Raw genomic sequence first — 14,096 nt, 5'->3', positions numbered from 1 at the left:
AGAGCTCAGCGGAGCCTATTGCACAGCACTTGAAAAGTTAACCGATTAACTAAATTTGTCACGCAATGCTAAACAACCGTTAGTTAATAAATATTCTCAAACAATAGTAATTTTCTATAATTTAAACCAAAGGCACGAGCGTGCTGAAATTTCGCGACTGCATACGGGCAGTTTTTACCCCCACGGAGTGGCGTCGCAACCAGTTGGGCCAAGTCACCTGGACAAGCACATGATTGCAACTGAGCAATATTCCATGGGTTTTATATTTTGACGCTTACGTTGCGATGAGCAGTCCTTGGGACGCCATTTAAGGTTTCATGCACTACCACATGAAGAGACGAGGAACTCTCGAATAACGGCGTTAAACTCGTCATTCTGATCGCCAACAACCATGTGCCCGGCTTCGGCAATATCTACAAAGTCGGCATGGGGTATCAGCTCCGCCAAGTGTGCCACCCCCTCCGCACTCACCACTCGGCTGCGCCCGCCCCGCATCACCAGCGTAGGCACATCAATCAACCTCGCGGCGGCTTCCATTCGCAGCGCCATGGTTTCAATGCCATCGGGCGAGCCTGCGTTACTGTGAATCGCGGGGTCCCAGTGCCAGTAGTAGCGTCCGTTGCTGCGTTGCCTCAGGTTCTTGAGCAGGCCATCTCGACTGGAACTCCGAGGGCGATGGGGCAAATACTGCCCAACCGCATGGGCCGCTGCGTCAATTGACACAAATCCGCCCGTGTTAGCTGACATAAAATCAATCACTTCCCGCAGGCCAAGCGTCTCCATGCGCGGCACAACGTCGACCAACACGAGTGCCCGTGCGGGGGGTAACTGCTGCTCACCCAGACCCACTAGCGATACCACACCACCCAATGAGGCCCCCACCAATATCGGCGACGAAACTAGGATACCCATGATGAGCGCCAAATCGACCATATAGTCATCCAAGGTATAGCGGCCCTCGGGGCACCATTGACTCTCTCCATGGCCTCGCAAATCAGGCGATATCACCTTGTATCCCGCAGCCGCCAATTCTGAGAGGGCCTTGCTCCAGGAATGGCGCGTTTGGCCACCCCCGTGTAGCAAAATAACGGGCTGACCGTTCTCGGGCCCGGCCATATCTGCCACAAGGGTCAGACCACTCGCAGTTTCGAACCTTGTTTTCTGCCAGTGCTCAGCCAACTTCAGTCTTCACCTGAAATCCCTTCAAGACGTTGACCACATTAACCCCCACTTCGTCGACATCATAACCACCCTCCATCACGAACAAGGTGGGGATATCGATTGCGCCGATCATCTGGCCAGTAGTGAGAAAATCGGATGAGGTCAGCTTGAAAAAACTGATCGGGTCATTTTCGAAGGCATCGACACCCAAGGAAACCACCAAATACTGGGGTGAAAAATTGACTATTCGAGACAGGGCACTGACCAGAGCCTCTTGCCACTGCGCAAATAACGTCCCTGGTGGCATAGGATAGTTGTGGTTAAAGCCGGCCCCCAATCCAGTGCCGGTCTCATCGGCATAACCGAGAAAATGCGGAAACGCATCCTCAGGATTCCCATGCAGCGAGCAGAACAGCACATCATCGCGCTCATAAAAGATATCCTGAGTACCGTTACCGTGATGAAAATCGATATCGAGGATGGCCACACGCACAGCGCCTTGATCACGCAGATATTGCGCCGCGATGGCCGCATTGTTGAGAAAACAATAGCCGCCATACATATCCAACGCAGCATGGTGGCCGGGAGGGCGGCACAGGGAAAACACGCCGCACTCCCCTTTTAACAGGGCTTTCGCACCCGTGAGCGCCACGTCCTTGGACGCGAGCGCCGCCGCCCAGGTGCCCTCGGAGATCGATGTCTCCGCCGCCATGGCGTAGTAGCCCACCTTACCGTCAATGCACCGAGGCACTCGGGATTGCATACGTCGGGCTGGCCAAACATTGGCAATCACCTCTCCGGCGTAGCCAGCGTCCTGCCACTCCTGCCACGCAATCTGAAGAAACGCGACGTAGTCGGCGTCGTGCACTGCCAATACCGGATCCAAGGAAAACCACTCAGGACCTAAAACTTCGCCAAGGCCCGACTCTCGCACCACCCTGAGCACGACTTCAGCTCTTGACGGCTTCTCGAAGGGTCGCACCAGCTCTCCCCCGTGCAGCTCGGTCTTAGCGTCTCGCAGACGGTGCTGCTCGCTGTAAATCGTCTTCATACCGCGTTACTCAATAACGGTAATAGCGCCCTCGGGACACCAGGATGCGCCTAGTCTGGCGGCGTCCTCCTGCCCCTCAACCACAGTAAATTCGCCCATGCTGTTATAGCCGGTGTCGTCCAACTCATAGACTTCCGCCGCCTGAGAAGCACACATTGCATGCCCCTGGCATTTATCGCAATCCACTACAATCTTCATTAGCTGGCTCAAACTCCCTTTAAAAAATACCGTTAATCTGCTCATTATACTATACACTTATGTAAAGCATAATTATGATTAAGATCGCCGCAAACGCAGGATAAGAACCATGCCACTCAAAACAGACTACGAGTCACTTTACATCGGTGGCAGCTGGGTTAAACCTCAAGGCAGCGAAACCTACACCGTAATCAACCCTGCCACCGAGGAAGCCATTGGCGAGGTACCGGTTGCGACGGCCGCCGACGCCGACGCCGCCATTACCGCGGCCAGAGAAGCGTTCGACCATGGCCCTTGGCCGAAGATGGCGTGGCGTGAGCGCGCGGTGATTCTGCAGCGATTCCACGATGCCCTGATTGCCAGAAAAGATGAGATCGTTCAGCTCTGCGTCGCTGAAGCAGGGTCCATCATTCCCGTTGCCTCCATTATGCAGTTCGATATGGCTCTCGACGGCCTGCAGTACTATATCGACCAAATTCAGCGCCGCGAATTCGTCATACCCAGCTCCGTCTCGGCGCACACCAACTGGGCCACGGGGGGCGAAACCCTGGGCAGCACCGTCAAGGTCTACGAGCCCCTAGGCGTGTCCGTAGGCATTACCGCCTACAACTACCCGTTTTTCTTAAACCTGGCCAAACTGGGCCCTGCTTTGGCGTCTGGCTGCACCTTTATTCTCAAGCCTGCGCCCCACACGCCTCTCGAGGCGATGATTCTGGGCGATATCGCAAACGAGGTGGGCATTCCCCCGGGAGTTTTCAGTATCGTCACTGGCGGCGTCGATGTGGGCGAAAAACTGACCACAGACTCGAGAGTCGACCAGATATCCTTCACCGGATCAGACAAAGTCGGCGCGATGATTCAGGCCCAGGGAGCCGCCACACTTAAACGGGTTGCCCTCGAGCTGGGGGGCAAATCTGCCATGATCGTCTGCGAAGACGCCGACCTGGAACAGGCGGCCTTCGCCGGGTTGATCCACCTAACCAACCAGTGCGGCCAGGGCTGCGTGCTGCAAACCCGACAACTGGTGCACAACACCATCAAGGATCAGTACCTTGAGATGTTAAAGGCCATGGCAAGTCAGGTAAAACTGGGCAACCCCGCCGACCCCGAGACCGGCATGGGGCCACTGATCAGTGCTGCGCAGCGCGAGCGGGTGCTCGCCTATATTGAACAGGGTAAGCGCGATGGCAATTCTCTGGTCTACGGCGGCAACATACCAACGGGCATGGCGCAGGGCTTTTTTATTGAGCCCACGATTTTCGACTGTCCCAGTAACAGTACTGCAATTGCCCAGGAGGAAATTTTTGGCCCGGTCGTCTGCGTTATTGGCTTTGATACCGAAGAGGAAGCCATTGCAATAGCCAACGACTCCCAATATGGCCTCAGTGGCGGTGTGTTCTCGCAAGACCCGGGCAAGGCCTATCGCATTGCCATGCAGCTGCGCACCGGCGGCGTACTGATCAACGGAGGTGGCGGTCGGTTGAATCCCAGCGTACCCTTTGGCGGCTACAAGCGATCCGGCATCGGCCGCGAATACGGCGAAGAAGGCCTGAACGAGTATCTGGAAATCAAGGTCATCGATTTCCGGGCCGCCTGAACCTCACGTGCAAACCCGCGAAAACGGGCAACAAACATTCTTGCAAGGGTGAAACAGTGGGAATTCACGTACCAAGAACATTACCCGACATCGAGCCTCACACCGAGGCCTTCTGGACTGGAGGTCAGTCAGGCCATCTGATGATCAACCAGTGCCAGAGCTGCCAGCGGTACGTTCACCCCCCCGTGCCCATGTGCCCCTCCTGCCACAGCAGAGACGTTGTCGCGACCCCCGTGTCCGGCAAAGCCACCGTGGTGTCTTATACGGTAAACCATATGCCCTGGGTGCCAGATCTGCCCGTGCCCTATGTGTTCGCCGCCGTGGAACTCGACGAACAACCGGGCCTGCGACTCAGCACCGAAATCGTCAACATCGATCCGGAGGCTGTATTCATAGGTATGTCTGTAAAGGTAGTTTTCGAGCAACAGGAAGAGATCTACCTACCTCTGTTCGAACCGCAACTGCGCTAGGCGATTTACCTCGCAAATACCGACTCTCAAACACAAGCTTGTCTGCGATGATCGCCGCCCTGCTCTCGGGAGTCGGACTGACATTCATTGCAACCCTGTGAATGACCGGGAACGCCAACTAGTTCGGGTTACTGCGATCTTGATTGAGATCCAGCTTTCGTCCTAGGAAAGCGAACACTGCGTCCCAGTGCAGCCGGCCCGGCGGGGACGCCGGCAACAGTGTTTCCATACCGTGCACCCCCCCCTCGGTGACAAACAACTCACAAGCGACCCCGTCGGATTGCAGTCGCTCGGCGTAGGTCACGCACTCCTCATGGAACAAATCCAAATCGCCAATGGTCAGCAAAGTCTCGGGCAGGCCGGCGAGCGATTCCCGGCGTGCCGCTACAGCGTGGGTGGGGGCCTCGGGCAAACCGGGATCCTGTCCCAGGTACCGTTGCCATCCCCCCCAGTTGTTGCGGTTGTTCCACACGAAATGCTGCTCCGCCGTTAAGTCCTCACGTGTGGCGGTGCGATCGTCAAGCATGGGGGCCAATAGCCATTGCGCAACGGGGGGTGGGCCACCCTCATCGAGTAATCGCTGCGCCAGCGTCGCGGCCAGCCCACCACCGGCGCTCTCACCGGCGACAACGACCCGCTGCGGATCGATACCTAGCTCTACACTGTGCTGTTGCAGCCATTCCCAGCTAGCCACACAATCATCTAGCGCCGCGGGAAAGGCGCTTTGGGGCGCTGAGCGGTAATCGACCGATACCACGGTAATACCCAGGGCATCCACGAGGCGACGGCAGGTAGCATCGTCAGTATTGGCGCTAAAGCACAAATAACCGCCGCCGTGAATCCACAACAGCGCGGCATCGCTTGCCGGACTTGCCGGCTGGTATATCTTGCTACGTGATGGTCCATGCACTGCCCAACGAACTGTGGTCTGTGCATCCCCCCTAAAGGGGGGTATCAGCTTCACCAAAGCGTTCACCAGCATGCGAACAGGCGGCCAATGATAGGGCAGCGCCGGGATCCAACGCGCCGAACTTTGATAGTCAGGGTGTACTTTATTGAGCTTCATTTCGACCGTTTCCGCGAGCGTAAAAATACTATCTTTGGAGCGACATCACGGCATCCTGCACCGGAATATCACCGTCTGTAATCTCTATAATTTCTCGACGAATAGCGGGGGTATCGATGAGGGCTGCCAACATCCTGGCGACGTTGCCTCGAGCTACGGAACCGTAGCTAATGGCCAGTCCTGCGTTTACCCTGCCATTACCGTCCTCACTGACAAGCGTTCCGGGGCGCAGAATGACCCAGTCTAATTCCGATTGAGCCAAAGCATTGTCGGCCTGTCGCTTCACTTTCATATAGTGCTCGAAGCCGTCTTTTCTCGGCTGAGCGCGACCCGCATCCATAAAGGCGGAGACCAAATAGACACGCGCTATACCATTTGCCCGGGCTGCATGAACAGTTTTAATGACACCTTCCCCATCGATGGCGGTGGTCCGCTCAGGCCCACTGCCAGCGGCACCGGCCGAGAATACAACGACATCGCAATCCCGCGTGGCTGCAGCCAGGTCTTCCACTGACATGAACATAATGTCACCAAGCCAAGGGGTAATACCTGCACTCAGCAGTTTATCTGCTTGGTCAGGGTGACGATGTAGCCCTGTCACACCGTGTCCCGCTTCGACCAGCATTGGACCCAGTCTTGAACCCACGCCTCCGGTAGCACCAATAATGAACACCTTACTCATACTTTATTCCGCGTTAGAGACCCAGTAACTGAAGCATGCCTCGACATTGGTTCTGGGGCCTTCTTAAGTGTCTGCGCTGGAAAATACCCGCAGGACAACAACGCCACTAATAATCAGGGCGATACCCAGAATGGCCGCTAAATCCATTTTTTGGCCGAAGACCACTGCGCCCACAATGGTTATCAGTACAATGCCGAGCCCAGCCCACAGTGCATAGGCGACACCTATCGGAATCGTTTGGAGGACAAGCGAGAGAAAGTAGAACGAAGCGCCGTAGCCCGCCATTACCAGCAGCGTTGGCAGCAGCTTGGAAAAACCTTGTGACTCCTTGAGTGCACTTGTTGCTAGCACTTCAGCCACTATTGCGATTGCCAGGTACCAATAGCCCATATTGCTCTCCGAAAAAACTACGCCGATGATGGCCTTTAAGGCCGCAAAACCGCCTTGATCACTTTCCCCTGCTCAGTGTGTTCGACCGCTTTATTGATGTCTTCGAGTTTGTAGAATGTGATCAGCTTGTCAAACGGGAAGCGGCCCTGTTTGTATAACTCTACCAACCTGGGGATGAATACATCGGGAACACTGTCACCTTCGATGATGCCGCGCAGGCTGCGGCCAAACATAATACTGTTCATATCGATCGCACACTCTGTGCCCACAGGCGATACGCCAATGAGACCACATACCCCGGTCAACGTCAGAGAATCCACAGCTTGCCGGAGGACCTCGGGTATCCCCGTGCACTCCAGCGTGTAGTGAACACCCGTCGGCCTGATTTGATGGATACCCTCGATGGGGTCGCCCTGGGTCGGATCGATAGCATGGGTAGCACCTAATTCACGCGCCAACTCAAGGCGCGAAGCATTGGGGTCGACGGCGATGATTTGACTACATCCTGCGACCTTTGCCGCCATCACTGCGGCGAGCCCTACAGAGCCGCAGCCAAATATCGCAATACTCATACCGGGTCGCGGATTGAGCGAGTTCATTACGGCGCCGGCTCCGGTCTGAACGCCGCAGCCCAGCGGACCCAATAGATCGAGCGGAACGTCGTCGGGTACCTTAACCGTGTTCTTTTCAGTGGCTAAGGCATGGGTTGCAAAAGAGGATTGATTGAAGAAGTTACCGTGAATAACTTCACTACCCTTGCGCAGGGTTGTGGAGGCATCGCGACGAGTCGCGGCGAAGTTACAACCGTAGAGCTCGTGGCAGTATCCCGGACTGTGTTCGAGGCAAGGCTCACATTCACCACAGGAGAGATAGCTGAGCACAACGCGATCGCCAGGCTTCACCTTAGTGACTGACTCCCCGACGCTCTCGACAATGCCAGAGCCCTCATGGCCAAATACACAGGGTAAGGGCACTGGAAAATACTGATCTCGACACACGAGGTCTGTATGGCAGACTCCAACACCTGCTATTCGTACGAGAACCTCGTCACGGCGTGGCGTCTCTAGGCACAAATCCTCAATATGAAATTCCCCGGACTTCTCGCGTATGACGGCTGCTTTCACGCCGATTGATGCTTCACTTGGCATGGTTTCTACCCTTGGTAATTATTTGACCCGTTATCTCAAGATTTCTTTTCACACTTTACATGTCATATGACATGCCGGATACTATCATCCGTTCATTTTTGTTATCAATCGTGTAAAGCAGAAACAACAAGCATGCATTTAAAAAAGGCAGTGGCCGCATTCCTCGCATCAACAGCTCTGGCAATCGCGCTTCTTATCCCACGCGCGGGCCTCGCTGCCGATCCAGATCCTGACCCAGCAAGTTATCCCGCACTCTCGACCCAGCAGATGGGCCATGTGCGCCACATGATTAATTTGGCAAACCAGCTTGATGGCGATTTCTCGCTAATGGGTGAAACTGATCCCGTCTACTATATGAACTTCCACGCATACCAGTTTCAGATTGCCTTTGCGCAATACGCCTTAGCTGCTACTCACTATCACTATACACCCGCCCATCGCGACCTTTACCAGAACGCATCGGCGAGACTGATTCAGAGAATGATCTACAAAGATGTGTGGGACTATTGGGCACATGTGAGCAAATTTGATCTAACGGACCGCACTGAAATCGAAGCCGGTATGGAGGCCATGACCACCTATACCGAAGATGACTGGTACGGCTGGATCGACCCCAATATTAAAAAGAACATTATGTATAGCGGTCATCTTTTACAGATGGTGGGCCTGCACCAAAACTTGTTCGACGACAATCGCTACGAGGAACCGGGCTCTCTCACATTTCGCTTCGCACCGGTTGAATATGGCCAGGGTCCCATCGAAATGAAATATGACTTCAATCGACTGACCAATGTCATCGCCAATCAATTTGAGGAGGATCATTACCGCGGTATTGAGTGCGAGCGCAATGCCGTTTACGCCGAGTGCAACCAGCACCCTATTCTCGGCCTTATGTCCTACGACCTAGAAAATGGTACGGAGCTTTCGGTAAAGGTCCGCAAAGAGTTTAAGAAGGTTATGCAAAAGCGTAACTATATTGACCCCGAAACAAATACCACGATGTATTTTATGAAAGTTAAAGAGGATGAAGTTGTCCCTGCAACCTATGCCTGGGCTGATGGTTGGAATGGTCACGCCCAGCACGTTTGGGACAAGGAATATATCGAGAGCATTTATCCAGATCAGAAAGAACGCTACTTTCCATCATTGCTAAGAGGCTGGCCCTTCGAAAACATGGGGTGGGGCGTTTCGTTCGACTTCGGTTTTTTTGCCCTCTTAGCTTCTGAGGTTGGCGATACTGACACGGTACAGACAATGATCGATTACGCCGACGCGCACTTCGAGCCGACGTGGAAGGACGGGGGCTACTACTATCCGCACACAAGGTTTTATATATACAACTTCTTTCGGGACTGGCTGGGGTACATTCACAACGTGGGTCCGTTGACGGGCAACGTCCTAATCGGCTTTGCGAACATCAATCCGAAGGACGGACTCTGGGAGATCTATAACCGACCCTGGGAGAAGTCCCACTTCGCAGACCCGTTCATCAGCGATATCGACTACCTCGAAGCCAGTGTCACGCAGGCCGTTTTTGATCGCGAAAAAGACGCTCTTGTCGTAACGCTAGTCGCTGGACCTGCAGCAAGCAGCACCGTCTCGTTCACAGTCCGTCAGTTGGGAACGGACAAGACCTATGCGTTACTAAAGGACGGAGCATATTTGGGTGACATCAGCAAAGGCGGTCCGTTACCTCCTGGGACCCTATGGCAGGAAGACGGCTCCCTGCTCATCACAACAGCATTACGCGAGCCGCACTCTTTTGTTATCAAGGCGAATCAGTAGCGCACTGCCAGGAAGCCAAAAACCGCATGCACCGTGCCCTAAGAAATTTTGTCACGCTCATCTTGGTCCTCGCCGCCGTAGCCTGTGGCTCCAGTGACTCCGATCCCTCCTCAACGGGTAATATTGATCCCGACCTGGTGAGAGAATACCTCCTCATGCATCCTGACATCGTGTTCGACGATGAAGCAGTGAGCGATGCGATCCGTAGAGCGCTGTTACGCCGCGGACAAGGTCGGGTTGCCGAGGAACGACAGTCAATATTAAGCGCTCACCAGGAATTGTTGCTATCACCGCTCACGCCCTCTTCTGGCAGCGCAAACACAGATATCACCATTATCGAGTTTTACGACTATCAGTGCGTTCCGTGCAGGGTCAGTTACCCTGAGCTACAACAGGTCCGCGCCACAGAGCCCGGTATTCGCTATGTATACGGCCAACTTCCCATCTATGGCAGCCACTCGATCATGGCTGCGCGGGCAGCCGTCGCTGCTCACCGGCAGGGCCTCTTTCCGGAATTCCATCACGCTTTGATGACGATAGATTCAGAGCTGGATATGACACTGATTTTCGCCACAGCTGCAGAAGTCGGGCTCAACGTCGAAACACTGCAGGTGGATATGCGCGACCCGCAGGTCCATCAATACCTAAAGGAGATGCGCGCGCTGGCAGAAGTCCTCGACATCACGGGCACACCTTCGTTCATCATAGGTGGTGCAAAGCTGAGCGGCGGGATAACCGCTGGCGATCTCAAAAGCGAACTCGATCGTCAGCGCAATCAGATTTAAGACGTTCGCCAGCGCTAACCAATCGTAACGTATGAGGTGCTTTGTGATTAAAAAGGCAAACCCTGCCTACAAACCTGAACCAGTTTCAAGCGGAAGATAGCCCCGCTAATGGCAGCTGAACGAACTGAGCAGGGGTAGCTCGTCTCATCACCCACGGCAACTCTGAAACCCGGGCCAGCGTACACGCGGTGATTGATACTGGCTCTAGCACAGCAGGAGAACCCCCTGCCTATGTCACCAACAATTTCGCCGCCCTATATTACTAGTCACTACTGTAAAGCTAATATACAATACAGATCTGTGAATAGGAACTAAGCCAATGAGTGCCAAACAAAGCGAGCCAGCAGATGCGGGAAAAATTACTGACTCGACACTGCACAGGATGCAAGAACGCGTTGGCATAGAAGTACCGGAACCCCGCCGTTACCACAATGACGTGGTTACCCAGGACGGCTCGCGCCATTTCTGCTGGGGCTATGGCGATGACAACCCGCTCTACTGTGATGCCAACTATGCCAAAGATTCCCGCTGGGGTGGCCTGATCACCGCGCCGGGGTTTACCTACACCATGGGAGAAAATGACGTCCCTCCCCTGCCCCCGGAACTTAAGAAAAAGCTTAAAGGGGACCCACTCAGCGGGCTGGGTGCCTATCAGGCAGAAATGACTTTCGAATGGTGGAAGCCGTTAAAGGAAGAGGATCGCTGCTACTTGCGTAAGGCCCTGGTCGGCACCCGACTGACAGAGGGTCGCTTCGGCGGCAAGTCGATTCATGAGGTACGCGGGATCTTCCAGCGAAACCAAGATGGGGAGCCTGTCGCCGCACGGCGAGGGCTGTTTATCGCTAACGAACGCAGCCAGGACAAGGGTGACCAAAAGCAAGAAAAGAAAAAGAAGATCATGTCACTACCCGAGCCCTACAGTGATGAGGAACTTGCTGAAATCGATGCCTGCTACGAGGCAGAGAACGACATTCGCAGAGGGGCAAGCCCCCGCTACTGGGAAGATGTGACTGTAGGTGAGACCCTGCCAAAAATGGTTAAGGGCCCGCTCAAACTCACCGACCTGATTCTCTGGCACATGGGCTGGGGCCTGCAGATTTCGCCCCCAGGGGCGTTCAAGCTGACACACGACGTACGCAAAAAAATACCCAGTCTGTTCCCTAAGGATCACCTCGGGGTACCCGATACGGTGCAGCGCTGCCACTGGCAGGAAGACTGGGCAAAGGAACTTGGTTTCCCGGGGCCCTACGACTACGGCGGTCAACGCGAGGTATGGCTCACACACCTAATGACCAACTGGATGGGGGACGACGGCTGGTTGTGGAAATTTTCAGTGCAGCACCGGAAGTTCAACTTTCTGGGTGACACCTCATGGCTACATGGCGAGGTGACTGACAAACAGGAGCGGGACGGCCGATTTGAGGTGCACCTAGACGTGTGGTGCGTGAACCGGGCAGGTGAAAAATCTAGCCTGGGCAACGCCGTCATCCTGCTCCCCTCAAAGGAGCATGGCGAGGTTCTACTACCACAGCCGCCAGCGGACAATCTTACCGATCTGATTCAGTTCGAGGTCGCCAAATACAATCAGGAACACGCCTAATACCGATCTGCGGTCGAGCAGTCACTGACGGAGAGAAACATGGATTTACAGCATAAAATCGCCATCATCACGGGCGGCTCGGGCGGCCTGGGCATGGCCGCAGCGAAGGCGTTTCTCGCCAAGGGTGCCAAGGTCGCGGTCTTTGACCTACAGGAGGGTGACGTCAAGACACTGGCCGAAGCACACCCCGGACAGATCAAGTATTACAAGACTAATGTCATCAGCGAAGAGAACGTTGCGACCAATATTCATCAGGTTATGGAAGACTTCGGCGCTATTCATGTCTGCATCAACTGTGCCGGATTCGGCCCCAGTGCAAAAACCTACAGTAGCCGTAAGGGTCCACACCCACTGGACCAGTTCCAAAACGTCATTAATGTAAACCTAGTGGGCACTTTCAATGTGCTGAGGCTCGCCGTCGAAAAGATGAGTGCCAACGAAGGTGAAGAAAAAGGCGTTATTATCAACACCGCCTCCGTGGCCTACATGGATGGTCAGAAGGGCCAGGCTGCCTATAGCGCCAGTAAGGCTGGCATTGTTGGCATGACCCTGCCTATCGCCCGGGATCTCGCCGAGCTGGGCGTACGCATCAACGTGATTGCGCCGGGACTGATGGGTACCCCCGCCATGATGGCCATGCCAGAAGATTTTCGCCAGGGGCTGGAGCGCATGGTGCAGTATCCGAAGCGCTTGGGACAGCCCGAGGAGTTCGCCCTGCTGGCGACCCAAATTGCCGAGAACCCTTACCTTAATGGCGAAACCATTCGTCTCGACGGTGCCATACGCATGTAATGGGATTAGAAATTCGAGCTAGCCCGCGCCCAAACTGGGCAATGCTAGTCTGTTCTGAGCAGGAAACAGGAACCGAGCGGACCACCGCCGTTCGCCACAGCAGCCACCCTTGGACGCCGGGCCAACTGCCGTTCACCCGCCTCTCCCCTGAGTTGCATAATCGCCTCGTAAAAGTAGCCGAAGCCATGGGTGCGCCCCCCCGATAGCTGGCCGCCATTGGTATTCAACGGCAGCCTACCCTCTCGAGCTATGTTGCTCCCGCCCTTCAGAAAATCACTGGCCTCGCCCCTGCCGCAGAACCCCAAGGCCTCTATCCAAGACAGCGTTAACATGGAAAAGCCATCGTACAACTGTGCCAAGTCAACATCTGCAGGGGTCAGATCTGTCTGCGACCACATCGCGCAGGCTGCGTCGTGGGCAGCCATCTCGGTCAGATTTGGAGAATAGTTGTCCCAGGAATCCTGCCCGTGCAGCGCACAACCCATCGCCTCAAGATAAACAGGGCTGGTAACATCCTTCGCGGCTTCGGCACGGGATACAATAATCGCCGTACTGGCATCTACCGGCACATCACAATCGAACAGGCACAGCGGCGAACTGATCATGCGTGCGCTCAGATAATCATCCATATCGAGCGCCTCAGTAAATACCGCCTTGGGATTCAGCGCCGCATTGCGCCGATTGTTGATCGCAATCTCGCCCAATGTTTCACGAGTTGTACCAAAATCATGAAAGTGCCGCTGGGCATAAAGCGCAACGGTATTTACGGCTGAGTAACCCCTGAAGGGCACCATCCATTGGAAGGGACCCGAAATTCGATCACCCCCCGTTCCTGAAACACTAGCCTTGCGATCCGCTGTAACCGACGAAGCCTCCGTCACCGTACGAAATACCAAAACGTGGCGACACAGGCCACTGGCCACAGCAGCACAGGCATTAACGATCGCCCCGGCTTGGGCCGGCCCTTCCCAACCGGCGGAGTGCCAACTCAACTTAAGCCCCATGGCATTCTTCACGTCAGCCAGCGCTACCGGACCAAACCCGGGAGAAATGTCTTTGCGTACCCCGGGGTATGAGCAGAGACCATCAATGTCCGAAACACTCAGGCCAGCATGAGCAATGGCTTCCAGTGAAGCATCGAGCGTCAGGTCAATTGCAGATCGCTCAAGCTTGCGACCGACCGCCGATTGCCCTGCTCCGCTGAAAACAACCCGTTTCGAATCTAGCAAGAAGCCATCCCATTTCCCGTGCAAAAAGGCGCATGTGTAAGCGGTAACACCGTCATATAGATTGCCTGAATTTAACTTTACAGCTGTGTACAGTTTATGTAATCTTTGAGCCTATCACAAGCTTACAACAAGCCCTCCTGCT

The 14,096-nt window shown here is 54.8% G+C and carries 14 protein-coding genes; 6 read left to right on the top strand and 8 right to left on the bottom strand.

The genetic code is table 11. The features are described from left to right. Positions 1-315: 315 nt before the first annotated feature. Genes ACMAZB_RS04960 through ACMAZB_RS04950 form a run of 3 tightly spaced genes read right to left on the bottom strand, consistent with a single transcriptional unit; the run spans position 316 to position 2,410 of the window. A complete protein-coding gene (locus ACMAZB_RS04960) occupies positions 316-1,179 on the bottom strand; it encodes an alpha/beta fold hydrolase (protein ID WP_435219642.1) in 864 nt (287 codons plus the stop codon). Next, a complete protein-coding gene (locus ACMAZB_RS04955) occupies positions 1,172-2,212 on the bottom strand; it encodes a histone deacetylase family protein (protein WP_435219641.1) in 1,041 nt (346 codons plus the stop codon). Before ACMAZB_RS04955 ends, ACMAZB_RS04960 begins: the two co-directional genes overlap by 8 nt. Before the next feature lie 6 nt (positions 2,213-2,218). Beyond that, positions 2,219-2,410, bottom strand: a complete 192-nt coding sequence (locus ACMAZB_RS04950; protein WP_435214955.1) for a ferredoxin — start codon at positions 2,408-2,410, stop codon at positions 2,219-2,221. Between the two features lie 109 nt (positions 2,411-2,519). Here ACMAZB_RS04950 and ACMAZB_RS04945 point away from each other — a divergent pair, with 109 nt between their 5' ends. After that, positions 2,520-4,007 (top strand): aldehyde dehydrogenase family protein, encoded by a 1,488-nt coding sequence (locus ACMAZB_RS04945; RefSeq protein ID WP_435219640.1) that lies wholly within the window; start codon positions 2,520-2,522, stop codon positions 4,005-4,007. Positions 4,008-4,063: 56 nt separating this feature from the next. Next, positions 4,064-4,477, top strand: coding sequence for a Zn-ribbon domain-containing OB-fold protein (locus ACMAZB_RS04940; RefSeq protein ID WP_435214952.1), 414 nt, complete (start codon positions 4,064-4,066; stop codon positions 4,475-4,477). 118 nt (positions 4,478-4,595) lie between these two features. On the opposite strand, the gene ACMAZB_RS04935 is transcribed toward ACMAZB_RS04940, so the two are convergent. The 4 genes from ACMAZB_RS04935 to ACMAZB_RS04920 all read right to left on the bottom strand — a co-directional run bounded on the left by ACMAZB_RS04935 (position 4,596) and on the right by ACMAZB_RS04920 (position 7,763). Continuing rightward, positions 4,596-5,543: an alpha/beta hydrolase gene (locus tag ACMAZB_RS04935; protein ID WP_435219639.1), complete on the bottom strand. Its 948-nt coding sequence runs from the start codon at positions 5,541-5,543 to the stop codon at positions 4,596-4,598. 28 nt (positions 5,544-5,571) lie between these two features. After that, positions 5,572-6,225, bottom strand: a complete 654-nt coding sequence (locus tag ACMAZB_RS04930; RefSeq protein WP_435214948.1) for an SDR family oxidoreductase — start codon at positions 6,223-6,225, stop codon at positions 5,572-5,574. A gap of 63 nt (positions 6,226-6,288) precedes the next feature. Next, complete coding sequence (locus ACMAZB_RS04925) at positions 6,289-6,615, bottom strand: DMT family transporter (protein WP_435214946.1); 327 nt, start codon at positions 6,613-6,615, stop codon at positions 6,289-6,291. 35 nt (positions 6,616-6,650) lie between these two features. Continuing rightward, complete coding sequence (locus ACMAZB_RS04920; protein ID WP_435219638.1) at positions 6,651-7,763, bottom strand: NAD(P)-dependent alcohol dehydrogenase; 1,113 nt, start codon at positions 7,761-7,763, stop codon at positions 6,651-6,653. 132 nt (positions 7,764-7,895) lie between these two features. On the opposite strand from ACMAZB_RS04920, the gene ACMAZB_RS04915 reads away from it, so the two are divergent. From ACMAZB_RS04915 to ACMAZB_RS04900, 4 genes are all read left to right on the top strand, one after another. Further along, the gene (locus ACMAZB_RS04915) at positions 7,896-9,548 is read left to right on the top strand and encodes a hypothetical protein (RefSeq protein ID WP_435219637.1); all 1,653 of its coding nucleotides are present in this window, start codon (positions 7,896-7,898) and stop codon (positions 9,546-9,548) included. 26 nt (positions 9,549-9,574) lie between these two features. Continuing rightward, entirely contained in the window at positions 9,575-10,333 is a 759-nt protein-coding gene (locus ACMAZB_RS04910) for a DsbA family protein (RefSeq protein WP_435219636.1), read from the top strand. Between the two features lie 319 nt (positions 10,334-10,652). After that, complete coding sequence (locus tag ACMAZB_RS04905; protein ID WP_435219635.1) at positions 10,653-11,933, top strand: FAS1-like dehydratase domain-containing protein; 1,281 nt, start codon at positions 10,653-10,655, stop codon at positions 11,931-11,933. A gap of 39 nt (positions 11,934-11,972) precedes the next feature. Beyond that, the gene (locus tag ACMAZB_RS04900; protein WP_435219634.1) at positions 11,973-12,725 is read left to right on the top strand and encodes an SDR family NAD(P)-dependent oxidoreductase; all 753 of its coding nucleotides are present in this window, start codon (positions 11,973-11,975) and stop codon (positions 12,723-12,725) included. 44 nt (positions 12,726-12,769) lie between these two features. Here the strand turns inward: ACMAZB_RS04900 and ACMAZB_RS04895 are convergent, their stop codons facing one another. Continuing rightward, positions 12,770-13,954, bottom strand: a complete 1,185-nt coding sequence (locus tag ACMAZB_RS04895) for a thiolase family protein (RefSeq protein WP_435219633.1) — start codon at positions 13,952-13,954, stop codon at positions 12,770-12,772. Between the last annotated feature and the right edge of the window lie 142 nt (positions 13,955-14,096).

The organism is Luminiphilus sp. nBUS_07 (genome assembly GCF_051201685.1).
GTDB lineage: Bacteria > Pseudomonadota > Gammaproteobacteria > Pseudomonadales > Halieaceae > Luminiphilus.
Note: the sequence above shows the minus strand (reverse complement) of the source record. Positions and strands in the feature narration are given on the sequence as shown.